The organism is Terribacillus saccharophilus (assembly GCF_046592595.1).
GTDB lineage: Bacteria > Bacillota > Bacilli > Bacillales > Amphibacillaceae > Terribacillus > Terribacillus saccharophilus_C.
In genome coordinates, this window is sequence record NZ_JAWVPF010000012.1 from 18,770 (window position 1) to 45,142 (window position 26,373).

The 26,373-nt window shown below is 44.1% G+C and carries 29 protein-coding genes; 2 read left to right on the plus strand and 27 right to left on the minus strand.

Annotated elements, in window-relative coordinates; all coding sequences use genetic code 11:
- Window positions 1-38: 38 nt before the first annotated feature.
- The 6 genes from SFC25_RS17245 to SFC25_RS17270 are packed head-to-tail and all read right to left on the minus strand — an operon-like array spanning window position 39 to window position 4,520.
- A complete protein-coding gene (locus SFC25_RS17245) occupies window positions 39-419 on the minus strand; it encodes an FtsB family cell division protein (protein WP_411216449.1) in 381 nt (126 codons plus the stop codon).
- Between the two features lie 7 nt (window positions 420-426).
- Window positions 427-1,026, minus strand: a complete 600-nt coding sequence (gene yabQ, locus SFC25_RS17250; RefSeq protein ID WP_411216450.1) for a spore cortex biosynthesis protein YabQ — start codon at window positions 1,024-1,026, stop codon at window positions 427-429.
- Window positions 1,023-1,307, minus strand: a complete 285-nt coding sequence (gene yabP, locus SFC25_RS17255) for a sporulation protein YabP (protein ID WP_095224708.1) — start codon at window positions 1,305-1,307, stop codon at window positions 1,023-1,025. Before yabP ends, yabQ begins: the two co-directional genes overlap by 4 nt.
- Window positions 1,308-1,367: 60 nt before the next feature.
- Window positions 1,368-1,625 (minus strand): RNA-binding S4 domain-containing protein, encoded by a 258-nt coding sequence (locus SFC25_RS17260; RefSeq protein WP_038562415.1) that lies wholly within the window; start codon window positions 1,623-1,625, stop codon window positions 1,368-1,370.
- A 1-nt stretch (window position 1,626) separates the two neighbouring features.
- Window positions 1,627-2,943, minus strand: a complete 1,317-nt coding sequence (gene yabN / locus SFC25_RS17265) for a bifunctional methyltransferase/pyrophosphohydrolase YabN (protein WP_411216451.1) — start codon at window positions 2,941-2,943, stop codon at window positions 1,627-1,629.
- Window positions 2,940-4,520, minus strand: coding sequence for a putative polysaccharide biosynthesis protein (locus SFC25_RS17270; protein ID WP_411216452.1), 1,581 nt, complete (start codon window positions 4,518-4,520; stop codon window positions 2,940-2,942). Before SFC25_RS17270 ends, yabN begins: the two co-directional genes overlap by 4 nt.
- A 126-nt stretch (window positions 4,521-4,646) precedes the next feature.
- On the opposite strand from SFC25_RS17270, the gene SFC25_RS17275 reads away from it, so the two are divergent.
- Window positions 4,647-5,867, plus strand: a complete 1,221-nt coding sequence (locus tag SFC25_RS17275; RefSeq protein WP_411216453.1) for an MFS transporter — start codon at window positions 4,647-4,649, stop codon at window positions 5,865-5,867.
- On the opposite strand, the gene SFC25_RS17280 is transcribed toward SFC25_RS17275, so the two are convergent.
- The 18 genes from SFC25_RS17280 to metG form a co-directional block, all read right to left on the minus strand.
- Window positions 5,819-6,622, minus strand: coding sequence for a helix-turn-helix transcriptional regulator (locus tag SFC25_RS17280; protein ID WP_411216454.1), 804 nt, complete (start codon window positions 6,620-6,622; stop codon window positions 5,819-5,821). The genes SFC25_RS17275 and SFC25_RS17280 overlap by 49 nt on opposite strands.
- A 77-nt stretch (window positions 6,623-6,699) precedes the next feature.
- The gene (spoVT, locus tag SFC25_RS17285; RefSeq protein ID WP_411216455.1) at window positions 6,700-7,236 is read right to left on the minus strand and encodes a stage V sporulation protein T; all 537 of its coding nucleotides are present in this window, start codon (window positions 7,234-7,236) and stop codon (window positions 6,700-6,702) included.
- Window positions 7,237-7,383: 147 nt separating this feature from the next.
- Window positions 7,384-10,914 (minus strand): transcription-repair coupling factor, encoded by a 3,531-nt coding sequence (gene mfd, locus SFC25_RS17290; protein ID WP_411216456.1) that lies wholly within the window; start codon window positions 10,912-10,914, stop codon window positions 7,384-7,386.
- A 90-nt stretch (window positions 10,915-11,004) separates the two neighbouring features.
- A complete protein-coding gene (locus tag SFC25_RS17295; protein ID WP_374079850.1) occupies window positions 11,005-11,232 on the minus strand; it encodes an anti-sigma-F factor Fin in 228 nt (75 codons plus the stop codon).
- Between the two features lie 87 nt (window positions 11,233-11,319).
- Window positions 11,320-11,880: an aminoacyl-tRNA hydrolase gene (pth, locus tag SFC25_RS17300; protein ID WP_411216457.1), complete on the minus strand. Its 561-nt coding sequence runs from the start codon at window positions 11,878-11,880 to the stop codon at window positions 11,320-11,322.
- Between the two features lie 368 nt (window positions 11,881-12,248).
- Complete coding sequence (locus SFC25_RS17305) at window positions 12,249-12,884, minus strand: 50S ribosomal protein L25/general stress protein Ctc (protein ID WP_411216458.1); 636 nt, start codon at window positions 12,882-12,884, stop codon at window positions 12,249-12,251.
- Between the two features lie 73 nt (window positions 12,885-12,957).
- Window positions 12,958-13,905, minus strand: a complete 948-nt coding sequence (locus SFC25_RS17310) for a ribose-phosphate diphosphokinase (protein ID WP_411216459.1) — start codon at window positions 13,903-13,905, stop codon at window positions 12,958-12,960.
- Between the two features lie 19 nt (window positions 13,906-13,924).
- On the minus strand, window positions 13,925-15,286 hold the full coding sequence (glmU, locus tag SFC25_RS17315) for a bifunctional UDP-N-acetylglucosamine diphosphorylase/glucosamine-1-phosphate N-acetyltransferase GlmU (RefSeq protein WP_411216460.1): 1,362 nt from the start codon (window positions 15,284-15,286) through the stop codon (window positions 13,925-13,927).
- Window positions 15,287-15,498: 212 nt separating this feature from the next.
- A complete protein-coding gene (spoVG, locus tag SFC25_RS17320; protein ID WP_411216461.1) occupies window positions 15,499-15,795 on the minus strand; it encodes a septation regulator SpoVG in 297 nt (98 codons plus the stop codon).
- 120 nt (window positions 15,796-15,915) lie between these two features.
- A complete protein-coding gene (purR, locus tag SFC25_RS17325; RefSeq protein ID WP_038562454.1) occupies window positions 15,916-16,728 on the minus strand; it encodes a pur operon repressor in 813 nt (270 codons plus the stop codon).
- Window positions 16,729-16,782: 54 nt separating this feature from the next.
- Window positions 16,783-17,652 carry a 4-(cytidine 5'-diphospho)-2-C-methyl-D-erythritol kinase gene (gene ispE, locus SFC25_RS17330; protein ID WP_411216462.1) on the minus strand — a complete coding sequence of 290 codons (870 nt, stop codon included), beginning with the start codon at window positions 17,650-17,652 and terminating at the stop codon, window positions 16,783-16,785.
- 116 nt (window positions 17,653-17,768) lie between these two features.
- Window positions 17,769-17,945: a small, acid-soluble spore protein, alpha/beta type gene (locus SFC25_RS17335; protein WP_038562461.1), complete on the minus strand. Its 177-nt coding sequence runs from the start codon at window positions 17,943-17,945 to the stop codon at window positions 17,769-17,771.
- Between the two features lie 134 nt (window positions 17,946-18,079).
- A complete protein-coding gene (gene veg / locus SFC25_RS17340; RefSeq protein WP_038562465.1) occupies window positions 18,080-18,340 on the minus strand; it encodes a biofilm formation stimulator Veg in 261 nt (86 codons plus the stop codon).
- Between the two features lie 183 nt (window positions 18,341-18,523).
- Window positions 18,524-19,405 (minus strand): sporulation peptidase YabG, encoded by an 882-nt coding sequence (yabG, locus tag SFC25_RS17345; RefSeq protein ID WP_411216479.1) that lies wholly within the window; start codon window positions 19,403-19,405, stop codon window positions 18,524-18,526.
- 60 nt (window positions 19,406-19,465) lie between these two features.
- Window positions 19,466-20,341, minus strand: a complete 876-nt coding sequence (rsmA, locus tag SFC25_RS17350) for a 16S rRNA (adenine(1518)-N(6)/adenine(1519)-N(6))-dimethyltransferase RsmA (RefSeq protein ID WP_411216463.1) — start codon at window positions 20,339-20,341, stop codon at window positions 19,466-19,468.
- Complete coding sequence (gene rnmV / locus SFC25_RS17355; protein WP_411216464.1) at window positions 20,331-20,894, minus strand: ribonuclease M5; 564 nt, start codon at window positions 20,892-20,894, stop codon at window positions 20,331-20,333. The genes rsmA and rnmV overlap by 11 nt, the downstream gene beginning before the upstream one ends.
- 10 nt (window positions 20,895-20,904) lie before the next feature.
- Window positions 20,905-21,675 carry a TatD family hydrolase gene (locus tag SFC25_RS17360; protein WP_411216465.1) on the minus strand — a complete coding sequence of 257 codons (771 nt, stop codon included), beginning with the start codon at window positions 21,673-21,675 and terminating at the stop codon, window positions 20,905-20,907.
- Between the two features lie 68 nt (window positions 21,676-21,743).
- A complete protein-coding gene (metG, locus tag SFC25_RS17365; RefSeq protein WP_411216466.1) occupies window positions 21,744-23,702 on the minus strand; it encodes a methionine--tRNA ligase in 1,959 nt (652 codons plus the stop codon).
- 460 nt (window positions 23,703-24,162) lie between these two features.
- Between metG and abrB the strand changes: the two genes are divergently transcribed.
- Window positions 24,163-24,441 (plus strand): transition state genes transcriptional regulator AbrB, encoded by a 279-nt coding sequence (gene abrB, locus SFC25_RS17370; protein ID WP_038562480.1) that lies wholly within the window; start codon window positions 24,163-24,165, stop codon window positions 24,439-24,441.
- Window positions 24,442-24,476: 35 nt separating this feature from the next.
- Here the strand turns inward: abrB and rsmI are convergent, their stop codons facing one another.
- Genes rsmI through SFC25_RS17385 form a run of 3 tightly spaced genes read right to left on the minus strand, consistent with a single transcriptional unit; the run spans window position 24,477 to window position 26,347 of the window.
- Entirely contained in the window at window positions 24,477-25,352 is an 876-nt protein-coding gene (rsmI, locus tag SFC25_RS17375) for a 16S rRNA (cytidine(1402)-2'-O)-methyltransferase (RefSeq protein ID WP_411216467.1), read from the minus strand.
- Window positions 25,330-25,614, minus strand: coding sequence for a GIY-YIG nuclease family protein (locus SFC25_RS17380; RefSeq protein WP_411216468.1), 285 nt, complete (start codon window positions 25,612-25,614; stop codon window positions 25,330-25,332). The genes rsmI and SFC25_RS17380 overlap by 23 nt, the downstream gene beginning before the upstream one ends.
- Window positions 25,601-26,347 carry a tRNA1(Val) (adenine(37)-N6)-methyltransferase gene (locus tag SFC25_RS17385; RefSeq protein WP_411216469.1) on the minus strand — a complete coding sequence of 249 codons (747 nt, stop codon included), beginning with the start codon at window positions 26,345-26,347 and terminating at the stop codon, window positions 25,601-25,603. The genes SFC25_RS17380 and SFC25_RS17385 overlap by 14 nt, the downstream gene beginning before the upstream one ends.
- Between the last annotated feature and the right edge of the window lie 26 nt (window positions 26,348-26,373).

Sequence of the window (26,373 nt, forward strand, 5' to 3'; positions counted from 1 at the left end):
TACTACTTATATATTATATAAAAGCTTGGAAAAGGGTGTCAATAAGAGGGCTCCTCTTCGGTGATCTTAAAAATGGTTTCACCGTCTTTTGAGTAGAAATAGTTCGTTCTGGCGATTTCCAAAACATAACTCTTATCGTTCAAAAGTTCGATTTCCTCTTTCAGATCCTCTTCCTTCTTCTGCAAACTGGCCAACTCATCCTGCTTCTCTTGATATTCTGCCTGCTTAGAAGCATAAACACCACGCTGATGAATATGATAACCTGTCATCAATCCAAGCAAAACAACTGCAAAAGCGGCGAACAAGATCAAACGCCGAAAGAGTCTTTTCTGTTTTTTCCGCTGCCGTTCTGCATATGCATCGTATTGTCTCGTGTAGCTGGACTCCATCTTCGTTACATTTCGTTTCTTTCTTGCCACGCCATTTTTACCTCCTTGCTTTGCGCAGTGAATCAAGTGCTTTTCCTGCTATATTCTTCATTTTACTATAGATACCTGCTAATTTGGAGTAAATTTTTCGGTACTTGCTTGGCGTCATTCTCCATACCAACCGTCCAATTAGACGTATCGGATAGAAGAGGATAACCAGAATCAACCGTATCAATTTCCACAAGAGCGTGACTACTCCTCCTGTAAGCAGCAAGATCCCTTGGAGCAGCAAGCGAATCGGCGTCAGGATAAGAACCTGTAAAATCCTTCTGATAATCAGGATGGAACGCCGGATCACACGGATAAGCCATTCGAGCACCCGTCGATAGCTTGTCTGGAATAGAGCTCTATACCCTGCAAAACCACATAACAATGCTAAAAGAATATAAAAGCGCATTTCCCCCTGATTCACTTGAAACAGCAGGAAGAACAACAGCAAAGTCTGCAGCAGCCAGAAGCTGCATTCCATGATGTAACGCATGAAGATCTGCTTCTTCCAGTGCCGTTCAAAGCGGCGGAACGTATCCATAGCTGCGCCAAGATAAACCCCGCCGGCAATCATCGACACGATGGTGAGGAATTGAACAGTAAGCGTCATTTGAAGAGCTTGCTAAAGATTCCTTTAGCCTTCTCCCCATGATGCTCATCCAAATAGGATAGCTCTTGGATTTTGCCTTTGATTGATACCTTCCCCTCCTGCAGATCAAGATTCTTCATATGCAGGTTGCTCCCTCGAATAATCATATAACCCATCTCAGTCTGGAGAAGGAATTCCTCGCTGTCGAAGCTGTCCACTTCCTTCACACCACTGATCTCGAGTGATTTCCGATTGAACATCTTTATATCATGATCCGCTTGGGTTTTCCGGGTTTGATCCATCGTTACCGCCTCCCTTTATCCCTAACAATCTATGAAGGCAGGGACAAGGTTAGAACGGTTTTATTGTACAGGCTCTTCCTTTTTCACTGTGTACAAGGTTGCAGCATCTTCCTTCTTAACTGCTTCCTTCAACTGCTGTACCTCGATTGTAAGCAGCTTTTGACCGAAGCGGATTGCCATCTCATCTCCAACAGCTACATTCGTAGACGCCTTAGCCTGCACACCGTTAATCGTGATACGGCCTTGATCGGCTACTTCTTTTGCCAATGTCCGGCGTTTGATCAATCGTGAGACTTTTAGAAATTTATCTAAACGCATATCATTCACTTCCCTTATCCGTACTTTTCTTTCCCTCCATTGCCTGATGCAAAGCAATTTCTGGATTTATTTTATAATAGCCCGCATAAGAAGCAATAGCAAACAGAAGCTCTCCAACGACTTTCTCATCCACCTCTGCCTCTGATGCTCTTCTGCTGAATTCTGCCAGCAGCTGCGCAAGATTGGATGGAGAAGATTTCTGCTTGCCAATCTCTGCTGCTTTCATCAGCTCCGGCTGCAAGGATTCCCTACCGTGTTCAAGATTTTGCTCTGCCTTTTCTTCTTTCTTAATAGCTTCCCAGCTCTCACTCCGCTCTTCTTCTGTTTCTAAAACTGCTTCTCCAAAAACATGCGGGTGACGGCGTATCATTTTTTCGGTGACACTTCGAATGACGTCTTCAATAGAGAAGTATCCGTCATCCTCACCGATTTGACTGTGCAGCATGACCTGAAGCAGTACATCCCCGAGCTCCTCGATTAGATTCTCATCATCTTCGTTATTGATAGCATCAATTAGTTCATAAGCCTCTTCGATTAGGTATCGGCGCAACGATTCATGTGTTTGCTCTTGATCCCAAGGACAGCCGCCCGGTCCTCGCAGCGTCCGGATTACTTCACGCAAGCGGTAGAATTTGTGGTTCATCTCCAGGGAGACTGCTGGCGGAACATATACACTCATCAAGTTACTGAATTCCACACTCCTATCCAAATCCTCCAGTATGACAGTCTTGATACTCTCCTCTGAGCTTCCTACAGCATCTACAATCGTGATTGGATAATCTGGCGGCAAATCTTCCAATAACTCCAGTTTTACCTCCGAAGCCACCATTTGATCGTACACCTGGCAGAAAATAAGGTGTTGTCTGTACTCCAGTTCATCGCGTTTGAATGACGTGGCATCTACGAACTGGAAACCATCGATCGGATCAATTCGCAGTGCAGAGAACAGATCATCTAAAAAGCTCTGCCCTCCGATAATTTTCACGTCCACTTCTTGCTGCGCAAGCAGCAGCTGGACTGTCATTTCTGCGAGCATCGGATGTCCGGGAACCGCATAAATCAATGAACCTTCCTCTGCTTGCCTGAATAAGCTGTTCGCTATCTCTTCATAAACCGATTGAAAGTCGGGATAGTTCTCATAAATTTCGTCATAGGAATGGAACTCCACCCCTTCTTCCTCCAGTGTTCTGACAACTGGATGATCCTTCGTTCGAACAAAGATAGGTTCTCCATGCTCTTTTAATTTTTTATAGATTCCAAGTGACAGCTGATTGATGTCACCACCACCAAGACCGACAACTTCAATGGTATGTTTCATTTTTCTTTTCTCCCTTCCAAGCGCAGTAAATATTTGCTGAACGGCAATGATTCCAACTCAGCCCGATTGAATGCCCCTGTTTTAATCAGGGTTATTCCATACAAGCAAGCACCAACAATGACCGCAAACAATACATACCCTAATAACAAAATTCGTGTTTTCACGTGAAACAATTCGACGGCAGCTACATATAAAAGTCCGACTGCGACAAGCATGGACAGCAATCCGACAAATAAACTTTTCCATGGAAGCTGGAATAATTTAATGTCTGGCAGATAGCGTTTCAGCAAATATGTATTGCAAGCTAATATGCAGGTTACCGTAATGACCGTTGCCACTGAAGCACCCATGATGCCGTAAATTGGAACAAGCCATTCATTTAAAAACCATTTTAGAAGAAACCCCGCTGCAATTATTGCAGCTGTATGCTTCCATTTCCCTAACGTCTCCAACATCGACGCTGTCGTCAATGTAAGTGAACAAACAAAGATCGTCAGTGAAAATACTTGCAAAGAATATGTACCGACATCATCCTTGAACAGCAATTCATTTACTAACGGGAATAGAGCGATTAATCCCGCTGTTGCTGCGATAGACAACAGGAAGCTGAGCTTCCATCCGCTATGCAGCAAATGGATGACAGCCTTCTTCTCGCTCATCAGCTGATTCTTTGTTATAGACGGCACAAATGCTAAAGCCAGAGAAGATCCGACGACGATACCTAATTGAACTAGCGGCTGTCCCCGATCATATATCCCTTTCCATTCACGTGCTTCATCCAAATTCAAACCATGTTCCAGTAAGCCGGAGACAAGCGTAAAAGCATCGGCAAACTGTAACAACAGCAATAGCATATAGTTTAGACAAATAAAAAGTCCGTATACGAGGATCGTCTTTATGATATATCCCCATGGAAGATGCTGTTCCGCCGATGAGATAATCGGCTCTCTCCTCATAAAAAAGCAAAGTATTATAATACCAAAGCATGCTCCTATTAAGGATGCCAGAGCCGCCTTCGCTCCAATGTCGTACAAATCACTACCTGAACGGACCAGCAGAAAAGTGACAGCAAGAATCAAACCTACGCGCACAAGCTGCTCCACTACTTGTGAAACAGCTGTCGGCGTCATATTCTGCTTTCCTTGATAAACACCCCGCATAATCGAAGTGAACGGAACCGCCAAGAAAATAAAAGCTGCTGCTTGGAGCGGCTTTACTAAAGCAGCATCCCCCATCAGTCCAGCAATTTGCGGTGCGGCCATATACAGCACAGCAAATGTTAAAACAGCAAGTACAAGCAAAAAGGTTCCTATCGGTACATAAAACGACCGAAGAGAAGGCGATGAGCTGCGGTAACGATCAGCAACCAGCCTTGAGACCGCTGCCGGAATACCGTATAGTGCCAGGCTTGCTGCTATCCCAAGGAATGGATACACCTGCTGATAGATATAGAATCCCTTATCGCCTACTATATTCTGAAACGGGACCCGGTAGCCCGCACTTAAAATCTTAGTGATCAAACCAGCGACCGCCAGTACAAAAGCACCATGAAACAGCCGCTTCATCCCTAACCCCATCCAATGACTCCTCCAAACTTTTCCTATTGGGATTATACCATATAGCATATCCTGCTTTAATTTTGAGCAAGATCCAATACGACCTCTTTCTTTGAAGGATGTATGCTGACAAAGAGGTGAAACAGCATGTATAAGGACGTTATCAAAAATAAGAAAGCAGTCTATTACTTTTCAGGAGGAGCAGTTTCCCGCATCGGTGATATATTATCGGGATTAGCCTTTCTGTTCCTTGCTTATCGTATGACTGACTCCAGCATACATACAACAATTGTTGCCATTGCAGAAACTACACCATACCTTCTTTTCGGACTTTTCGGTGGTGCTCTTGCAGACCACATCAATAAGAGAAATATGATGGTGGTTATAGACCTAATTAGACTAATGATCCTTACTATAATCATTTTTCTCTACTTACAGGATGGATTGACTTACCCTCATCTTCTTGTTGGGAGTTTCCTGCTTCAATGCTGCGGGTGTTTTTTTAATCCAGCTCATCGAGCAGTGCTCCCAGAAATAATCCCAGAAGAAAGACTATCTACCGCAAATAGCGCCTGGGACACGATACAACGCACTGCTTCCTTACTCGGTCCGATTATTGCAGCTTGGCTGCTAGCGAGAGCAGATATTATCTACTTCTTTTTGGTAGATGCTGCTTCCTATGCTATCAGTGCTATATTCCTTTCTCGATTACCGACTATGCCAGCGACTGATAAAGAAGGTAAGCTGTCTATTATATCCCTCTATAGATCATTATTCGACTTCTATAAATGGATTCGTAAAAAGCCTGCCATCGTGCATCTATTCATGACTACCTTTTTCGTTGTCTTTTTTAACACTTGGGTATGGCAGGTTGGCATATTACTCGCATTTGAGGAGATTACACAAAATGGAGAATCGTGGTTTAACGCACTGCAAATCGTATTTGGCTTAGGAGCAACAATAATCAGCCTTCTTATTCCACTCCTGGTAAAACGATTGGACATGACTAAATATATTCTCGGATGCTTTATATGGGGTTCAGGAATCAGTATAATCGGTTCTGCTTACATGTTACCCTTCTTCTTTTTGGGTGCTATCCTTATCGGTATAGGTCTTCCATTAAGCAGTTTGACAAGAGTATATCTAATACAGACGCATGTCTCAAAAGTGATGTTAGGAAGGGCATTCAGCTCTAATGCTGTTCTATTATATGCATCAAATACATTGTCACTGATACTATACGCAAGTCTTTTACCCATCCTATCTATTCGCAGCCTTATCCTGATAAGTGGAGCGGGTATTTTAGTAATTGTTTGTTTTTATATATTACGTATACTTTTCCGGAATAAACCTGGAGTCAGACCATAAATACGTCGAAATACAGCATGGTAAGAAGATACATTCTTAAAGCCTACTTGCATGGCTACGGAAAGGATGGAATCATCGGTATGGCGGAGCAGCTTCTGACTTTGGATAGCACGGTATATTTGGAGCCAGCTATAAGGTGACAATCCCGTTTCCTTTTTAAAAAGATGGCTGAATTGATATTTCCCTAGTTGGGTCAGCTGTACCATCTCATCCAGTGTCCAGTCTTGATGATAACTCTGTTTCAAAGCATCCAAGACGACGTGCACATTTGGTTCATACCCATTTATATCCCACTTGTCACTATGAGAGCCTGGTACAAGGCGCAGAAGAACCATTGCAAGCTGGATCCAGCTATTCTCCAGCCATAGAGCTCTTTCCTTTTCTGTAGCTGGCATTCCCAAGTAGAGACGCGTCGTAGAAAACCATTGATGAAGGAGTGGGTGTTTACATGCTACTAGAGCGAACATAGGATCTACTGTGCTTCCGCTCAGTTCCTTTGCTACTTCCGCTATAAAGACTGGTTGCAATTCGATAATCCACTTTTCTGAGGTATGGCGGAGCTGTTTATGTATTTCATGCGGATTAAGAAGCATGGACTCACCATCAGACAGTTCTATACTATGCTTCTGAAATTGGTAGGCAGCATGACCGCTAGGGCTGAAGATCAATTTATACGTATCATCATCCCGCCAGTTTCTTTCACCGAGCATTGTTGTCCGGTTCAATAAGAGACCATTTGTATGCTCCTCTATCATAATTTCTCCCCCTCTTTTGGAATAGCTTAGCATAAAAAGAATCCCGCAACATAATAAGTTGCGGGATTCCATCTTCACTATTCCATCTGTCTTGCAAGGAAATTAGCAGCTGTTTCTGCTGCTTTCTCTTCCACCTTACTAAGTTCACCATCATTACGGCTCACAATAATGACGCATCCAATTGGGTCGCCGCTGGCGATGATCGGACTTACTACATATGCTTGCACGTCTTCGTCTTTATCTTCTACGAGCTCCACACTGCCCGCTTGATTGATTGTGCTAGTAGTTCTTTCTTGCATCGCCTTTTCTATAACGGCACCGATGCCTTTATTCATGTATTCTTTCTTCGATTCTCCTGCAACTGCAATGTATTCATCGCGGTCACAAATAAGGACTCCATGGTCAATCGAAGTAAATAATGCTTCTGCGTATTCTTTTGCAAAATCACCCAGCTCACTGATTGGAGAATATTTCTTTAAAATAACCTCACCATCACGGTCAACAAAGATCTCCAACGGATCTCCTTCTCGAATGCGCAGTGTCCGGCGTATTTCCTTCGGGATAACTACTCGTCCCAAGTCATCGATTCTACGTACGATTCCTGTAGCCTTCATCTTCCATTGCCTCTCTTTCTGTATCATAAGCTGCTCTGGGGTATTTTCTACTTATTATGAAGAAAAGAAGAATTCACCAGTTGTGCTGTTAGTATGATACACATCGGCATTACTATACATTTCCTGTACATTTTTTAGTATGGAAGTTTAGCTGGCCCGTTTAAGCTCGCGCATAGCTTGAATGAATTCTTCCGCAATCTCATATCGGCGTCCATAAGAGTTCCGATCCCAATTGAAGACGATCTTCAATTTCTTATCCTCTGTCCCGAGCTGAACCATGCGGCCATATTGATTAGCAAATTCGAACAGCTTGCTGCCGTCCACATGCTGACTCATATCGGAATCGACCAAAATCTCCATCCGCTGTTTTTTCTTCTTCTCGCTGATGCTTTCGATTTTTTCACGTTTAGCATACATTTTCAAAGAAGTGACGTGGAAGAGATTAGCTACTTCTTCCGGATAGTCACCGAATCGGTCTATCAGTTCTTCCCGTAAATCATGGATTTCCTCTTGTGATGTACAGCTCTGGAAACGTTTATACATATCGATCTTCTGTTTCTCATCATTGATATAAGATTCCGGGATATACGCATTGATATCCAGATCAAGCTCTACCTCGAATGGTTTAATCTCTTCAGCAGGCTTACCTGCCTTCCGTGCTTCCACCGCTTCCGTAAGCATCTGGGAGTACATATCAAAACCGACAGAATCGATGAATCCATGCTGCTGAGAACCCAGCAAGTTACCTGCTCCGCGGATGGACAGATCCCGCATGGCAATCTTGAATCCTGATCCAAGCTCGGTGAATTCCTTGATTGCCTGCAGACGCTTCTCTGCTACTTCTGTTAATACTTTGTCCTGCTGGTAAGTGAAATAAGCATAAGCTACACGATTGGAACGCCCTACTCGACCGCGCAATTGGTATAGCTGACTAAGTCCCATCCTGTCTGCATTATCCACAATCAATGTGTTTACATTCGGGATATCTACGCCTGTTTCAATGATGGTTGTGCTGACAAGTACATCATATTCCCCTTCCAAGAAGGCGAGCATGACACTTTCAAGCTCCGATTCATTCATTTGACCATGAGCAAATGCAACTCTGGCATCATCAACCAGCGCTGCAATTTCCTGCGCTTTCCGCTCGATATTTTCTACCTTGTTATAAAGGAAGAAGACTTGGCCATCCCGAGCCATTTCCCGTTCTATAGCCTCGCGGATAAAGACTGGATTGTATTCCATCACATATGTTTGAATCGGGAATCTGTTTTCTGGTGGTGTCTCGATAACAGAAAGATCACGAACTCCCAGCATGGACATATGCAATGTACGAGGAATTGGAGTCGCAGTCAAAGTCAAAACATCCACGTTCGTCTTCAGCTGCTTCAGCTTTTCTTTGTGTTTTACACCAAACCGCTGTTCTTCATCCACTACTAAGAGCCCCAGATCTTTGTAGACGATGTCCTTGGATAATAGGCGGTGGGTACCGACAACAACGTCGATAACCCCGCTCTTCAGTCCGGTCATCACTTCATTTTGCTGTTTACGCGTCCGGAATCTGCTCATGAGCCCTACATTGATCGCATAGTCCTGGAATCGCTCCAGAATCGTTTCATAATGCTGCTGTGCCAAGATGGTTGTCGGTACCAATATCGCTACCTGCTTACCATCAGCAATTGCCTTAAATGCTGCACGGATAGCTACTTCTGTCTTTCCGTAACCAACATCACCGCAAAGCAGCCTGTCCATCGGCCGTTCACGTTCCATGTCTTTTTTAATTTCTTCAATGGTACGCAGCTGATCGTCGGTTTCTTGATAAGGAAATGCTGCTTCAAATTCACGCTGCATTTCGGTGTCTTCTGAAAATGCATATCCTTTGGAAGCTTCTCTTTCGGCGTAAAGCTTGATCAGTTCATCTGCAATATCCTCTACAGAGGATTGGACCCTGCTCTTAACTTTCTTCCACTCTGTTCCGCCGAGCTTGTATAGCTTAGGTTCTTTTCCTTCTGATCCAACGTACTTTTGTACAAGATCTATCTGATCTATCGGTACAAATAGTTTATCGTCACCAGAATAGCGGATCAGCATGAAATCCTTATGAAGATCCTGTACCTGCAATGTTTCAATGCCAACATAGCGGCCAATACCGTGGTTTGCATGAACAACATAGTCGCCTACCGCAAGCTCTTGATAGCTCTTAATTCGCTCTGCATTTGATATTTTTTGCTTACGCTTCGGTCTTGCTGAACGCTTTTTAAACAGTTCGCTCTCTGTCAGCACTGCAAGCTTATGAAAAGGCAGCTCAAAACCGCTGCTGATATTGCCTATTAAAATAGTCGGTGTGCTCACCGGCAAGGAAACACGGTCTGCAATGACTGCTTCCATATCGTAGTCAGCCAGGACAGCCTGGATTTTCTCTGCACGCTGCTGGGTAGGTGCCATTAAGATAGTAGAATAATTGCTCTTTTCCCACCGTTCCAGCTCATTTTTCAATAAATGCATCTGACCATGAAACTGCTGCATAGCCCGGCATGTTACATTGACGATATTCTGGGGCTGCGTATTCGGTATATGACGAAGGAACACACTCAAATACAGACGCGGATGCTTCATTTTCTGCAGAACTTCATGCCAGTCAAACGACAATTTCAACTGTCTTACAGTTTGATGCGCTTCCAAGAGACTCTGATGCCATTCTGCTTCTTCTTCATCGAGCCGGTTAGCTGTTTCTTGGATTCGGCTCATTTCATCGAGGACGATATAGCCGCCCTCACCGAGATAATCTAACAGGCTAGCCGGTTCCTCATAGAAATAGCCTGCATATTTGGCCATACCCTGAAAGCGCTCTTGCTGGCGCAATCTCTCCAGGTCCTGACTGACAGCCTCAAGGACTTGCTGCTTATGCTCATCTGCTTGCAGCTTGCCAATTGTTTCTCCTAATGCTTTCTCCAATCGGTCTGCGGCTCTGGCAATATCCTCACTATCAAGCAGCAATTCTGTAGCAGGGCCTACTTCAACCGTATCTTGTTTCTCCATGGAGCGCTGTGTGTCCGAATCAAAAAAGCGAATGGAATCAACTTCGGTATCGAATAACTCGATTCTGATTGGATTGGATTCCGTCAACGGATAAATATCCAAAATCCCCCCGCGAAGGCTATACTCTCCCGGCGCTGCAACCATATCTGTACGTTCATATCCCATATCGACCAATGCTCGTAAGTAATGCTCCAGATCAATTTCTTCTCCAACACGAAAAGCCAGCTGATAGCTTTCCCATTTAGCTGGTTGTGGCAGTATTCTTTTTAATGCTGCAGCTGGAGCTACCAGGATGCCATTTTCGCTATGCATCCAATTCCGCAGTGCATCCAGACGCTGTGAGCGGAGCTCCGGGCTGGAAATAGCAATTTCTGATGCCAATAATTCATTCACAGGATACAAGTACACATTCGAATGTGTACTCAGCTCCAATAAATCTTCATATAGTGTCTGCGCCTGGGTCAGCTGATGCGTGACCAGGATTGCCTTTCGGCGTATGGAGTCTTGCAGAACAGTTGCCAGTACTCCCCTTGCCGAACCAGACAATCCTGTCAGAAGCTGTTCGTTCATCCCAGACTTTATCCCATTGATGACTGATTGTATGTCATCTTGAGTTGAGATAAATTGCTTGATCTCTTGCATAATGCCTCCTTCTGCTAGTACATGTCATAAGCAAAAAACGCCTTGGTTGACGCACCAAAGCTTTGTATGACAGCATTATTTAGCTTTACGTTATTGCATGAAATGATCCAGCTCATGATAATGCGGATTTTGCTGCAGCGCATTTTCACAATCCTCACATGCTACCTGACAGACGATATGACCCGAATCAATCTGCACCATTTCCTGATAATCCGCTGCGGATAATCGATCCCATCCGAGCGCCTTGATATCCACCTTATATTCATCCAGCTCTGCTAGCTGTGTTTTGCAATGCCGACAACGATACACGATAGCCATAGTTACGCCTCCGGGACTTAGATTTGACTCTGTCAAAGTCTGCCCGAAAGCGTATAAATTCATACTTAATTCACTGCAGTGTATGAATCAGCGGTTAAAATCATTCATGACGTTAAGGAAAGGTTCCTTCAGCCAATTTTCTGTGGCATCAGCAGCCTTTTTAACACTATCGACGATATCCGGCAGTTCTTCCTTATGGAAGCGCTGAAGAACATAATCTACAACAGGCTGCTGACTAACCGGGCGCCCGATACCGAGACGAATACGCTTGAATTCTTTCGTACCTAAATGCGCAATCAAAGAACGGATACCATTATGGCCTCCATGACCGCCTTTTTCCCGTAATCGTACTTTTCCTGCAGGTAAATCCAAATCATCATAAATGACAACCAGATCCTCAAGCTCTACATTGTAATAATCCATAAGCGGACGCACCGCTTCCCCTGATAGGTTCATGAACGTCGTAGGCTTTACCAAGATCACCTTTTCTCCATCTATCAAGCCTATCGCATATACACTATTGAACTTTTTATTTGATAACGGCAAATTGTGCCGGTGCACTAATTCATCAATCGCGATGAACCCAATATTATGCCGCGTTTGATCATATTTCTGACCCGGATTACCAAGTCCAACAATCATCTTCATATCTATAAACGCCCTTTACTCATAGTCCATTCCAAAAAAACTATACCTTAACAGAAAATAAAATACAAGAAAACCGAAAAGCGGAAAAGAACGGTTAGAAACGAAGGAATAGGTGAGAAAGCCTGGAGCCACAAAGAGGAAGTGGCGTCTTCTCCCCATCACTCCTTATCCTTCTCCGATAAAAGGGAAAAATCCTTTATTCCGGCAAAAAAGCACATCAAGGATGCTTCCTTTCCCATCCTTGACATGCTTTGTCTGGTATTTGTATAGGATACCCCAGCTTTGTAAGAGATAGTCCTTTATTGCGGTTTCTTCACATAAAATTTACGTAGAAAAAGCTGTACCCGTAAAGGTACAGCTTTTGTGTTTTAATCTTCTTTATCGTCCTTAGATCCTTCTTCGATAGCTTCTACATCATCCGCATCGCCAGTAGTTGTATCATCTGATTCAATCTCTGCAGTAGGTGCAGTGACTGTAGCGATTGTTGTATCGGCATCCGTTAGGATTTCATAAGAACCATCTGTTGACAGGTCACCAACGCTGATGCTGTCACCTACTTCAAGTTTAGAAACATCTACTGTAATATGCTCTGGAATGTCGTTCGGTTTTGCGCTGATTTCCAGATCAAATAATGGCTGTTGAAGAACGCCGCCTTCATTAGAACCTGGTGCGTCCCCTTCAAGCTGAATAGGCACTTCTACATTACGTGCTTCGGACATATTTACCACATAGAAGTCCGCGTGCACTAGATTGCCTTTTAAGGAATCAGTTTGATAGTCATGCAGCATGACATCAACTGTATCGCCTTTTACATCAAGGGAAATAATTGCGTTTTTCCCTTCATCGCGAACAGTTTTCAGTAAGTCAACACTATCTACTGCGACACTTAAAGGCTCCTTGCCACTTCCGTACACGACTGCAGGAACGATACCTTCTTCACGCAGTCCTCTAATATAAGATTTAGTATTGTTTTCTCGTTTGTCTGCTTTAAGTTTTACTGCCATCGTAATCACCCTCCATAGTTTTTACGCGTCTACAGAGTATGATTCCCTTACAATTCCAGTACTAAACGTAAAATCAGTCAAATAAGATACTAACAGATTGCTGTTCGTGAATACGGATGATAGCTTCACCGAACAACGGTGCAACAGAAAGCTGCGTGATATTGTCAATTTGCTTCTCTTTTGGAAGTGGAATTGAGTTCGTCACAACAAGCTCTTTAATTTGAGAATTTTGGATTCGCTCGATTGCCGGTCCAGACAAAACTGGGTGAGAACATGCTGCGTATACTGCTGTTGCGCCTTTTTCTCTCAACGCGTTAGCAGCTAATGTCAATGTTCCAGCCGTATCAATGATATCATCGATGATGATCGCAGTTTTACCTTTGATTTCCCCAATAATGTTCATTACTTCTGCTACGTTAGGACGAGGACGGCGTTTGTCGATGATTGCGATAGGCGCTTTCAAACGATCAGCCATACGACGCGCACGGACTACGCCGCCGTGATCAGGAGATACAACAACGATATCTTCCAAATTCTTTTTCTCGAAATAATCGGATAGGATCGGAACTCCAACCAAGTGATCGATCGGAATATCGAAGAAACCTTGGATCTGCGGTGCATGCAAGTCCAATGCCAAGACGCGTGTAGCTCCGGCAGTTTGCAAAATATCAGCGATCAGTTTGCTTGTGATTGGTTCGCGAGCACGGGCTTTACGATCCTGACGAGCATAACCGTAATATGGCATGATGATGTTGATAGTTTTAGCTGATGCACGTTTCAATGCATCAATCATGATGAGAAGTTCCATCATATGCTGGTTGACAGGGGCAGAAGTGGACTGGACAACGTAAACGTCACAGCCGCGGATACTTTCTTCGATATTGATCTGGATTTCGCCATCGCTAAAGTGGGAAACAGTGATTTTACCCAGTTCTACGCCAATGTGGTCTGCAATTGACTTAGCTAACTCCGGATTAGAATTCAAAGAAAAAACTTTTAACGATGGATCATTATAAGGCATGTCGAGTAACCCTCCAAAATTAATTATTCTTTAGATAAGAATTTTTGTTTTCTTGTCGTGCTCTGGCAATCGATAAAGCATCTGCTGGTACATCTTTTGTTATGGTCGAGCCTGCTGCCACCAGGGCACCTTTGCCGACCGTAACTGGGGCAATCAGGTTTGCATTACAACCGATAAAGGCATTGTCTTCAATCTTCGTCAGATGTTTATTCTTTCCGTCATAGTTCACTGTTATTGTACCACAACCGATATTAACATCTTTACCAACTTCAGCATCTCCGATATAGCTTAGGTGGGAAACTTTGCTTCCTTTATCGATCGTTGCTTTCTTCACTTCGACGAAGTTCCCGATCTTCACATTATCTCCAAGCTGGGCTTGCGGACGAATATGAGCGAAAGGCCCAACATTGACATCATTTCCAATTTCACTGTCATGTGCTACACTCTGCTTCACAACTGTGCGTCTGCCGATTGTGACATTCTTCACTTCTGAATTCGGACCAATGATGGCATCTTCTTTGATAAGTGTCTTACCAAGGATCATCGTGTTTGGCAAGATTGTTACATCTTGTTCGATAACCGCATCTGTACTGATATAAGTTGAATTTGGATCAATGATAGTTACGCCATTGCGCATATGCTGTTCATTAACACGACGTTTCATGATCTGTTCTGCTTGTGATAGAGCTACACGATCATTTACACCCATTGTTTCATCAAAATCAGGTGTCTGATAAGCTGTCACCAGCTTGTTATCTTTTTTCAGAAGTTCCAGTACATCCGGAAGATAATATTCGCCTTGGGCATTATCATTCGATACATTATGCAATGCTTGGAACAATAGCTTGTTGTCAAAGCAGTATGTACCTGTATTGATTTCATCAACAAGTAGTTCTTCTGCATTCGCATCTTTATGCTCCACAATGCGCAGGACTTCTCCTGCCTCACTGCGGATGACACGGCCATATCCTGCAGGGTTCGGCGCTTTTGCAGTCAATACTGTTGCACTTGCCCCTTGCTGTTCGTGATGATCAAGCAATGCTTGAATAGTTTGGCCTGTAATCAAAGGAGTATCTCCGCTTAACACGACCGTAACACCCTCATTGCCTTTGAGGAACTCTTCCGCCTGCAAGACCGCATGTCCTGTACCTAGTTGTTCCTCTTGCAGGGCATATTCACTTACATCTCCAAGCTGGGCTTTCACATCTTCTGCTCCATGCCCGACAATGGTGATTAATTTATCTAATTGTAAAGAATTTAACTGGTCAGTAACATGCTGTACCATCGGTTTTCCCATGACAGGATGCAGCACTTTGTACAGCTTCGATTTCATCCTGGTGCCTTTACCGGCAGCAAGGATGACTGCATATCGGTTTGACATGCGAACCCTCCATTCTTTTTATCCTCTGTAAATATATCTTAAAATAATTGTCATTTCAACAGGAGCAGCACTCGAATTCACCTAATTCGAGACAATTTCTCTTTCAACCAACTGGATTATAAGCATAAAAATAACAGCTATCCCATATGTTAGAACAGCTGTTAATTTCACCTTTATAAAAGATGGCGCATCCGCCATCTATTTAGCTCATATCAAGAAGCGCCAGCGGCTTCCTCATACTCCACTTCTATTTCTTCTCCTACACGATGATATTCCTGCAGCACAGCATCCTGAATCTTGCTCCGTGTACCAGAGTTGATTGGATGTGCTACATCGCGGAATTCACCGTCTGGTGTACGTTTGGAAGGCATAGCGACAAACAAGCCGTTATTTCCTTCGATGACACGAATATCGTGTACAACAAACTCCTGATCCATTGTAATAGAAGCGATAGCACGCATTCTTCCCTCGGTATTAACGCGGCGTAATCTTACGTCAGTTACTTCCATTATGCTTCACCACCCTTACCTTATTTAGAACTTATTACCAGTAATTCTACATAAAGCTGGAAACTCCTGCTCCTCATAGAACTTTTTTTAAAAAAATATCGGTAAGGTGGAAAAGCCGGATTAGTTAAAGTAATTCCCTTTTTGCACTTCAACACGCTGATTGCGTACATCAACATTCTGAATCTTGATCAGCGACGTATAATCTTCGACTACACGCTCTTCTTCTTCGTCCTCTGCTTCAGCCAATACGCCTATAGCCGTCACGTTTGCATTGAATTCCTGCAATAGACTCTTCATTCCGTTGATCGTACCGCCTGCTTTCATGAAATCATCCACGATACAGACATTCGCTTGATCGGGAATGCTGCGCTTGGACAAAACCATGGTCTGTATCTTTCTGGATGAACCAGAAACATAATTCACGCTCACTGTTGACCCCTCTGTCACCTTTGGATCCCTTCTGACAATGACAACAGGGACATTCAGATATGCAGCAGCTGCATAAGCAATCGGGATACCCTTCGTAGCGACTGTGACAACCACATCAATTTCGCGGTCATGGAAAGCCGTTGCAAAGAGACGGCCAATTTTATTCACTGTTGCAGGTTCTCCAAGAATATCGCTCATAAAGAGATATCCCCCGGGAAGGAGCCTGTCTGAATCCGCTAGCTTACTGCATAGCTCATCAATGAAAGCAGCACTGTTCTCCTTGGAGTATACCGGGATATAGCGAACACCACCAGCAGCACCGGATACAGATTGCAAGTACCCAATACCTTCATGCTGGAACATATCATTTATAATCGACAAATCCTCACTGACGGAGGATTTGGCAGCAGCGTACGTCGTCGAGAAATATGGCAAAGATACCAATTGCTGCGGATGATCCATTAAATAATTGGTCATCGCAACCAAACGTTCACTTCTTTTCATCTCTACACCTCAAAACCGAATGTTATTATCTAACAATAACATTCTCGTACGGATTTAATCAAGCTCCGTTCGCCCTCCGAGCATCCGTACAACATACACTTGTTCACAGAATCCTCTTAAGCTGTTGTAGATCCGGTAAGCACGGCTCTCCTGGGATACAAGAGAGAAGACAGTCGGTCCGCTTCCGCTCATCAATACCGCATCAGCGCCTGCTTCGATCATTTGCTGCTTGATTTGTTTTACTTCCGGACAAAGCTTAAGTGTAACAGGCTCAAGTACATTGCCGACTTTGTCACAGATTGATTGAAAATCACCTTGCTCGATAGCTTCGACCATTCCCTCCGTATCCGGATGCTGGATATGATCTATTTTTAACTGCTGATAAATCGTCTGGGTGGATACACCGATTCCCGGGTTAGCAAGTACTACCCAGCAAGCTGGCGGAGCCGGGAGTTCTTTGATCTTCTCCCCGCGTCCAGTGGATAATGCTGTAGAACCGTATACACAGAAGGATACATCCGAACCAATTTTCGCACCGAGCTCAGCCAGCGTATCCAAAGATAGCTGCAGATTCCATAGTGTATTCAGACCGCGCAGTACTGCCGCTGCATCACTGCTTCCTCCAGCAAGGCCAGCTGCCACCGGGATCTGCTTGTCTATGTATATCTTGACACCTTTATTGATATTATATGTATCTTTGATCAATTGCGCCGCACGGTAGGCAAGATTACGCTCATCGTTCGGTACAAAACGATTGTCCGATTCGATTTCGATCTTGTTCTCCTGTAACACGATTAACTCTATCCGGTCTGCCAGGTCGATCGTTGTCATAACCATCTCTACCTCATGATAGCCATCCGGGCGTTTATACAGTACGTCCAACGAAAGATTGATCTTAGCTGGCGCCTTTTCGAGCAAATACATGTCATGTCACCTACTTTAGTTGAATTTCTCCAAAATTGTATCATAAAAAGGAAGCACAGGCTATTCTGCCTAAAAAGAAGAAGTCCTCCTCTTTAAAAAAAGAGGAGGACTTCCCTTTATTGCTTATCGCGCATCGACTGTTCGGCCATGGCAATGGCATATTTGACCATGTTTCCGGCGTCACGGGAACGGATGCCGCCCCAGCCTTCCTTTTGCACAGTGTCGTAAAATCCAAGCTCCTTTGCAATTTCCTCTTTTAGTGCATCAGACATGATTCCTCTTCTTCTGCCCAAAGAAAACAGCTCCCTTCAGAGATTATCACGACATCCTTATTTTCTGTTCCGGACCATATGCTATGCCTGTCAGATGTTTGCAAATAAGACAAAATAAAAAGCAGGGGACTAAGCCCCCTGCTTTCGTTCATGCGTTATTTCGCAATTTCATTCAAATCATCCGTATCAAAATCTAATTCGACTGTTTCGGTTAAGACATCTGCATAGCTATAGGAGACACGCTCAAACGCATTTTCATCTTGATCAAGTTCTACGATGAATACAGCTGGATACGTTTCTGCAAGTACTCCGCAACGTTCGATGGTTTTCTTTCTCCCACCATTAGCTTTCAATTTTAAACGTTTACCAATTTGTCCTTCCAGACCCTGCTTAATTTCCACTAATGTTTTAGCCACTGCACTCCACCTCACTGATCTAATCATAGCATATTTTAGGTATAGAGTCAAATAAAACTTTTTATTATAACAGCATACCAATTTTGATGTCAATGAAAAGATTAAATGTTTCTTATTTCACTTTATTCTTTCAAATTCATACAAAATTATGCATCAGTGGTAAAATTACGATCAGCCTGGTATTTACGAATCTTCTTCTTTCTCCTCGTCCGGATCCACAAAGGGCAATCCTGTCCTAAGCAATCCGCGAGTTTCGATACCGCCAAGGCCGCGTTCCCCCGTCAGTGTATTCCGGAGTGCATCCCACACCCCTACTTTTTCCATAAACGGTGTGAATGCGATTTTGGCAACTATATAAACCGGATCCAAGGCATGAATATTGATTCTGCTTGGAGAGCTGGCAAAATTCGCTCCTGCGCGTATCAAGGATTCAAAGTGGGATTGGCAGGCGCCAGCAAAAATGATTAATTGATCCAAGTGTGGATATAGCCGGCGTGCTTCTCTTACCGTCTCGACAAAATACTGGGAGTTCCGGTAGGCACGTATATCCTGCTTATCTCCTTTATTTTTCTGAAAGGCATCGTGTCCTGTGATGACAATGATATCTGGCTGTATTTTTTCCAGGAGGGAAGCAATTTGAAGCGGCATTTCTTTTTCATGCAGATGGACTCCATGTACTTGGATGCCAAAACGCTGATAAAAGTCGATGCATTTTTTTAAATATGTCTTATCTCCATCAATATGGAGCACCTTTGCAGGAATTTGGAAGTAATTTGGGCTGTGCTGATAACCTGAGGTTGATTCATAATCCCGCTTATCCTTCATCAGCAGGTAATCCTGGCGAAAGAGGCGGTAGGAGTAGTCTTCTTTATCCTGCCATGTTTTCTTGCGTTTCGTTATTTCACGTGTTCCAGTCTTTACAAGGTCATCCTTGGGAGCGTCTGCTATGAGACGCATGTCTTCCCCATGCAAGATGACCTTATTGGCTGTAAAGCTGGATACACGGAACAATAAATCGTGTTGATATGATATTCTAGTGACGATATCACCAATCGCCAAATCCATTCCGTTCACCTCACCCACCAAAGCTTTCTCCTACAGCGTATGATGGATGGGCAAAAATGTTCAGCCTTTAGCTGTAAAGGTATTCGCCAATGCAGCAAATTCCTCCATCGACAAAGATTCTCCTCTTCTTGTGCCATCAATTCCAGCTTCGTTCATGATATCCTCCAGCTCCTCTTTCGAGAAACGGGAAGAAAAATGTCTGTTCAGGTTATTACGAAGTGTTTTCCGGCGTTGACCAAAGGACGCTTGAATCAGGTCGAAGAAGAATTTTTCATCTTCTACTTGGACTGGCGGTTCCTTGCGCAGTTCAAGGTGAAGCACAGCAGAATCCACATTCGGCTGCGGCATGAATGCCGTTTTTGGTACTGTCATCACGACTGCCGCCTGTGTGTAGTACTGGACTGCCAATGATAGAGAACCATAGCTTTTCGTGTTCGGAGATGCAGCCATGCGGTCTGCTACTTCTTTTTGTATCATGACCGTAATGCTGGAAATCGGCAGATTCCTCGTAAGCAGGTTCATCAGTATAGGCGTCGTAATATAATATGGCAGGTTTGCGACAATCTTGACTTCCTGAGCTCCGAAATACTGCTGCAGCTCCTGCTGTACATCTGCTTTCAGGATATCCTCATTCACGACTTTCACATTATCATAAGGAGACAATGTGTCCTCCAGGATAGGCAATAGACGCTGATCTATCTCAAAAGCCAATACTTTATTCGCTGCGATTGCCAGCTGTTCTGTCAAAGCACCCATCCCTGGTCCGATTTCAATCGCACCCACATCTTCTGTTACTCCTGCATGATGGATGATATTCCGCAGGATATTTGTATCAATCAGGAAATTCTGCCCGAGACTTTTCTTGAAGGAAAAATTATATTTCTTAAGCAGTTCCATCGTCCTTGTCGGTGTGGCGATATGCCGTTCATTCGTCATTGTCTTCCTCCTGTATAATTTGCTGCATCGTTTCGACAAACAGCTGCTCTGGGATCCGGAACATAGCAAGTCGTTTGATAAGCTGCTTGCCATTCGTATGGCCAATCGCCAGTCTTTCTCCAAGCTTTTCCCGCCGCTGTTTTGCTTTTGGTCCGCCAAGGAGGCCGTATGCAATGACAGCTTCCCTGGAGATTTCCGGTTCGTACATCTCGCTCATCTCATACACTTGCCCCAAGGCTGTCCGAATCGATTCAGCTGAAGCGTGCTCAATACCTATTCCTTTGTTATTACGTGCACGCGCTTTATCCTTTGACAGAAACGCATGCTTACAACCTGGCACTGCCTGGGAGACAATATGACGAATACGCTCACCTGGATAATCGGGATCTGTAAAAATGATTACGCCGCGTTTCGCTTGCGCGTGTCTAATTTGTTCAATGATACGAGCATTTACAGCTGATCCGTTCGTCTCAATTGTATCCGCCTGGATTGCCTGATTTATCTTTGCTGTATCATCTTTGCCTTCTACAACAATCACTTCTTTAATTTGCACGTTATACCCTCTATGATTTGATTTGATATAGTCTTTCTGCATTTCGCATCGTCAGCTCTGCTAATTCCTCATAGCCGATACCGCGAAGCTCGGCAATTTGTTCCGCCACTAGCTTTACATAAGCAGGTTCATTGCGTTTGCCGCGGTTAGGATGAGGAGCCAGATAAGGACAATCTGTTTCAATCAGCAGCCGATCTGCTGGTACCATTTTTGCTACTTCCTTTGGTGCTTTAGCGTTTTTGAAAGTGACAGGGCCGCCAAGTGAGATATAGAAATTCATGTCCAAAAATTCCTGCACGAGGTCCGCTTCATCACTATAGCAATGCATGATGCCTCCGACTTCAGCAGCATTTTCTTCTTTTAAGACCGGAATGATATCCTGTGTCGCTTCCCGATTATGAATGATGATCGGCAGCTTGACGCGTTTAGCCAGCTGGATCTGTTTCCGTAAAACATCCTTCTGGATATCCTTCGGTGACTTGTCCCAGTGATAATCCAGACCCATTTCACCGATTGCCACAACTTTAGGATGTGACGACAGCTCCTCGATTCGATCCAGGTCGGCGTCTGTCATATCGATCGCATCAACAGGATGCCAGCCGATGGCTGCATATACGAAATCGTACTTCTCCGCCAGCTCAATTGCAGAGGTGATTCCCTCCGCATCACAGCCAATAACTACAAGACGGGATACTCCTGCATCCTTTGCACGCTGGAGCATTTCTTCGCGGTCTTCTGCAAACTGCTTATCATTAATATGAGCATGTGTATCAAATAACATAGCATGATGTCCTTTCTAACTGTTAAAAAAGGAAAAACGCTTGCGTGCAAGCGTCTCCCCCTCGTTTATTATTTTACGATTGATCCATTCGGCAAATCTGACTCCACTGTTGCCAGTGCAAGCTTACCGTCCGCACTTTCCCCGGAAAGAATCATCCCTTCGGACATCTCCCCGCGAAGTTTAACCGGCTTCAGATTCACAACACAAATCACTTTTTTGCCAACAAGCTCTTCTGGTGTATAATGCTCTGCAATACCAGAAATAACCTGACGCTTCTCTGTTCCCAAATCAAGCTGGATCTTCAGTAGCTTATCCGCTTTCTTCACTTTATCAGCAGCAATAACTTCCGCCACGCGGAATTCTAGCTTCGCAAAGTCCTCATACTGCACTTCCGGAAGCTTAGCCGCTTCCTGCTCCTTTTTCGGCTGTGCTTTTTTCTCTGGTTCAGGAACTTTCATCATGTTCTTGATTGCTTCCACTTCTACTTTTGTATCCAGACGAGGGAAGATTGGGCCTTCTTTCTTCACTTGACGGCCTGCCTTCACTTCTGTTGTCAAAAGCGTATCCCAGTCCTGGCTTGATTCTTCTACACCAAGCTGTGCAAAAATCTTCGCTGGTGTTTCGACAAGGAATGGACGAAGCAGGATACCCACTTGGCGCAGCACTTCTGCAAGGTGGGCAAGCACGTTTCCAAGGCGATCTGCTTGCGCTTCGTCTTTGGCCAGCACCCAAGGCTTCGTTTCATCGATGTATTTATTTGCACGGCTGACTAGCTGCCAAATCTTCGCAAGAACAACAGAGAATTCCATGTTCTCCATTCCGTCTTCTACGTCTTTGACAGTTTGTTTCGCCATTTCTTCCAAAGCTTGCTCGAATTCCGTCTCTCCAGCAACATAAGCCGGCACAATACCTTCTTTATATTGGCTGATCATAGCTACTGTACGGTTCAGCAAGTTGCCTAGATCATTTGCCAAATCAAAGTTCGTGCGGTCGACGAATCCTTCCGGCGTGAACACACCGTCTGCACCGAATGGCACTTCACGAAGCAAGTAGTAACGAAGCGGATCAAGACCATAACGATCCTTCAAATCGACAGGGCTCACGACATTCCCTTTTGATTTACTCATTTTGCCGTCTTTCATCAGGATCCAGCCGTGTGCAAATACTTTCTTCGGCAGCGGCAGATCCAGTGCCATCAGCATGATCGGCCAGTAAATTGTATGGAAACGGACAATTTCCTTACTCATCAAATGTACATCCGCCGGCCAGTATTTCTGATAAAGACTGTCATCATCAGAACCATATCCGAGGGCCGTGATATAGTTGGATAGCGCATCCAGCCATACATAAATAACATGTTTCGGATTCTCCAGCACTTTCGGTCCCCATTCAAATGATGTACGGGAAACGGCCAAGTCTTCCAGACCAGGCTTGATGAAGTTGTTGATCATTTCATTCTTCCGGCTCACTGGCTGGATGAATTCAGGATTTTCTTCATAATACTTCAACAGGCGGTCAGCATATTTACTAGTCCGCAAGAAATAGGATTCCTCTTTCACACGATCGACCGGGCCGCCGCAATCCGGACATCTGCCCTCGTCCAGCTGTGTTTCCGTGAAGAAGGATTCACAGGACGTACAGTACCAGCCTTCGTATTGATCCAGGTAAATATCATCCTGCTCCAAAAGCCTGGAAAAGATTTTCTGTACTGTTTCTTTGTGGCGCGGTTCTGTTGTGCGGATGAAATCAGTATTTGTAATCTCAAGTGTTTTCCATAGAGCTTGGATATCTTTAACGATATTGTCCACGTATTGCTGCGGCGTCACACCTTGCTCTTCTGCTTTGCGCTGGATTTTCTGACCATGCTCATCCGTACCCGTTAAATACGCGACATCATATCCGCGCAGACGCTTATAGCGAGCCATCGCATCCCCAGCTACTGTCGTATAGGCATGTCCGATGTGCAGCTTGCCACTCGGATAATAGATCGGCGTAGTAATATAAAACGTTTTATTCTCTTTCTGCATCTGCTTACCCTCCATTAAGAAAAAAGCCCACCAGCGTGAGCTACTCGTATCGCTATTACACATATCTCTATTGTAGCGACTTTCCGACATAAATTCCAATCCAGCAGAAATTTTTTCTTGTTGATTGCGACATAAAAATGAGTATATATACGTATTTATATGATGTTATTCCGACATATATGACAAATGTGTCGAATAATGTCGAGTATTCGACATATCCCTCCTATCATCTTTCTATTCGGATATCCCTATTTAATTTACTTATTTTACATATACATCCATTATAATAGTACAAAAAGCCTACCATATTCCCTTTATTCTGTTTTTGCTGGCAGCAACATGCTGAACTGCAAGATTTTTGAATTGACACTTATGTCAATCACTGGTACGATAAGCAATAGTTAAATTGTCGAATAATGACGAATAAACATATATAAACACCCGAGAGGAGAAACATTATATGAAATCAACAGGTATTGTACGTAAAGTCGACGAATTGGGAAGAGTTGTTATTCCAATCGAATTGCGCCGCACACTAGGAATCAACGAAAAAGATGCTTTGGAAATCTACGTAGACGATGACCGCATCATCCTTAAAAAATATAAACCAAATATGACTTGCCATATCACTGGCGAGATCTCCGATGACAACTTGTCTTTGGCTAACGGTAAACTAGTTCTTAGCCGCGAAGGTGCAGAAGAGCTAATCAACGAAATCCAAACACGTCTTAACAAATAATAAAAAACCGCTCCGGTTCTGGAGCGGTTTTTCTTTTATTCAACATGATAAGCTTGGTACACGTCCCGCTTAGGAAGCTGACGATCTACAGCTACTTGCTTGATCGCTTGCTTTGAGGGTAAGTCCTCATTCTCTATATACCAGTTAACATGCTCCTGCACACTCATATCCTGCCAAAAACTCTCGACTTCCTCTACCTGTTCTGATTCCGAGGCTCCATCTACAACTAGGCAGAACTCACCTCTCACTGTTTCGGAAGAAGCCCATTCCAATGCTTCTTGTATGGTTCCTCGCAGAAACTCTTCATACCGCTTTGTCAGCTCTCTGCCAAGTGCGATTCTTCTGTTCCCAAAAACCTCCTGCAAGCCAGCAAGTGTCTCTTTCAAGCGATGCGGACTTTCATAGAAGATCAGAGTTGCCGCCACTTTCCGCAGCTTCTCCAATTCTTTTGTTAATTCCTTCTTTTTCCGCGGCAGGAATCCATAAAATTGATACGCGTCTGTGGAAAGGCCTGATCCAACTAATGCGACAAGCGCAGCATTTGCTCCCGGCAGTACGACCACCGGATAATTCGCTGAAGCAGCTGCTTGGACCAACTCCTGTCCAGGATCGCTGATTGCCGGCATACCTGCATCGCTTACCAGCCCCACATCTTTCCCTTCTTCCAGCAAATCAAGAAGCATCTGCTCCCTCGCTTTCCGGTTATGCTCGTGATAACTGATAAGCGGTGTGGGAATGTCGAAATGGTTGAACAATTTCTTTGTATTACGTGTATCCTCTGCAGCGACAGTATGTACTTGCTTTAAAGTCTCCAACGCCCTTAGCGTAATATCCTGCAGATTGCCAATAGGCGTCGGAATGATGAACAGTGTGCCTGTCTGATGATTTTCAAAGCTTTTCTGTGATTGCATACGGCTTTCCTCCTTCCTGGACAAGCGCCCACTTTCGATATTTCGGAAGCTGCTTGATCCTGTATTCCTCTCGCAGGGCAGCTTGCCGGGTATCGAATTTTTGGATATAAACAAGGATGAATGGACCCCTGCCTTTTGTATATTTTGCCCCTTTACCAGCAGCATGCTGCTTCAAACGGTTCGCGAGCGCGTTAGTATATCCGGTATAAAGACTTCCATCCTTGCACTTCAGGATATAGACCATATGCTCATTTGCTGCCATAAAGGATTTCCTCTAATTCTTCCGTATATCCTCCACCTTGCTTATGAGAATACAGCGGCGGCAGAATCTTCAAACCAGGATTGCCATCACGAACACCTTCTATAAGGAGGATGTTTGCTTCTTTCCCAGGTTTCGGATAGACAAGCTGCATCCGTTTTGGTTCAATTTTCTGCTCCCGCATGCTGGTGACAATATCCAGCAGGCGATCCGGGCGATGGACAAGGCTGACCTTACCGCCTGGTTTAACAAGTTTGCGGCATGCCAGGATAACATCATCCAATGTGCACATGATCTCATGCCGGGCAATCGTCAAATGCTCATTCAGATTCTGCTCATTTTTGCCTGGTGTCTTAAAATAAGGAGGATTACATGTAATCGCATCAAAAGGACCATTTCCAAACATAGCTGGCATCTCTTTCAAATCACCATGAATCATTTTTACTTGATCTCCAAGCCCATTCAGTGCCACATTCCGTTCTGCCATATCATAAAGGCGCTCCTGAATTTCAACACCTGTTATCTGTGCCTTTGTCCTTTTGCTTAGCAATAAAGGAATCACAGCATTACCGGAGCATAGATCCATTATTCTTCCTTTTGCAATTGGGATCGATGCAAAATTAGCCAGGAGTACTGCATCTAATGAAAAGGCGAATACAGTCGGGCTCTGGATTATGCGCATATTTTCGTCTGCAAGCAAGTAATCCAGCCGCTCATCTCCTTTTAGTTCCACCATACATTTAATTCCCTTCTTGATTTTTT

Bases quoted from the DNA above. Each gene is read 5' to 3' on its own strand.
- glmU (WP_411216460.1), bottom strand. From the start codon at position 15,286: ATGTCAAACCGATATGCAGTCATCCTTGCTGCCGGTAAAGGCACCAGG.
- spoVT (WP_411216455.1), bottom strand. From the start codon at position 7,236: ATGAAGGCTACAGGAATCGTACGTAGAATCGATGACTTGGGACGAGTA.
- SFC25_RS17295 (WP_374079850.1), bottom strand. From the start codon at position 11,232: ATGGCTATCGTGTATCGTTGTCGGCATTGCAAAACACAGCTAGCAGAG.
- metG (WP_411216466.1), bottom strand. From the start codon at position 23,702: ATGCAGAAAGAGAATAAAACGTTTTATATTACTACGCCGATCTATTAT.
- ispE (WP_411216462.1), bottom strand. From the start codon at position 17,652: ATGTATTTGCTCGAAAAGGCGCCAGCTAAGATCAATCTTTCGTTGGAC.
- rsmA (WP_411216463.1), bottom strand. From the start codon at position 20,341: ATGACGAATGAACGGCATATCGCCACACCGACAAGGACGATGGAACTG.
- mfd (WP_411216456.1), bottom strand. From the start codon at position 10,914: ATGCAAGAGATCAAGCAATTTATCTCAACTCAAGATGACATACAATCA.
- SFC25_RS17305 (WP_411216458.1), bottom strand. From the start codon at position 12,884: ATGGCAGTAAAACTTAAAGCAGACAAACGAGAAAACAATACTAAATCT.
- SFC25_RS17275 (WP_411216453.1), top strand. From the start codon at position 4,647: ATGTATAAGGACGTTATCAAAAATAAGAAAGCAGTCTATTACTTTTCA.
- spoVG (WP_411216461.1), bottom strand. From the start codon at position 15,795: ATGGAAGTAACTGACGTAAGATTACGCCGCGTTAATACCGAGGGAAGA.
- pth (WP_411216457.1), bottom strand. From the start codon at position 11,880: ATGAAGATGATTGTTGGACTTGGTAATCCGGGTCAGAAATATGATCAA.
- SFC25_RS17380 (WP_411216468.1), bottom strand. From the start codon at position 25,614: ATGGCAGCAAATGAGCATATGGTCTATATCCTGAAGTGCAAGGATGGA.
- SFC25_RS17310 (WP_411216459.1), bottom strand. From the start codon at position 13,905: ATGCCTTATAATGATCCATCGTTAAAAGTTTTTTCTTTGAATTCTAAT.
- abrB (WP_038562480.1), top strand. From the start codon at position 24,163: ATGAAATCAACAGGTATTGTACGTAAAGTCGACGAATTGGGAAGAGTT.
- SFC25_RS17260 (WP_038562415.1), bottom strand. From the start codon at position 1,625: ATGCGTTTAGATAAATTTCTAAAAGTCTCACGATTGATCAAACGCCGG.
- yabN (WP_411216451.1), bottom strand. From the start codon at position 2,943: ATGAAACATACCATTGAAGTTGTCGGTCTTGGTGGTGGTGACATCAAT.
- SFC25_RS17270 (WP_411216452.1), bottom strand. From the start codon at position 4,520: ATGGGGTTAGGGATGAAGCGGCTGTTTCATGGTGCTTTTGTACTGGCG.
- SFC25_RS17385 (WP_411216469.1), bottom strand. From the start codon at position 26,347: ATGGTGGAACTAAAAGGAGATGAGCGGCTGGATTACTTGCTTGCAGAC.
- yabP (WP_095224708.1), bottom strand. From the start codon at position 1,307: ATGGATCAAACCCGGAAAACCCAAGCGGATCATGATATAAAGATGTTC.
- yabQ (WP_411216450.1), bottom strand. From the start codon at position 1,026: ATGACGCTTACTGTTCAATTCCTCACCATCGTGTCGATGATTGCCGGC.
- SFC25_RS17280 (WP_411216454.1), bottom strand. From the start codon at position 6,622: ATGATAGAGGAGCATACAAATGGTCTCTTATTGAACCGGACAACAATG.
- yabG (WP_411216479.1), bottom strand. From the start codon at position 19,405: ATGGATTTGGCGATTGGTGATATCGTCACTAGAATATCATATCAACAC.
- purR (WP_038562454.1), bottom strand. From the start codon at position 16,728: ATGAAAAGAAGTGAACGTTTGGTTGCGATGACCAATTATTTAATGGAT.
- rsmI (WP_411216467.1), bottom strand. From the start codon at position 25,352: ATGCAATCACAGAAAAGCTTTGAAAATCATCAGACAGGCACACTGTTC.
- SFC25_RS17360 (WP_411216465.1), bottom strand. From the start codon at position 21,675: ATGTTATTTGATACACATGCTCATATTAATGATAAGCAGTTTGCAGAA.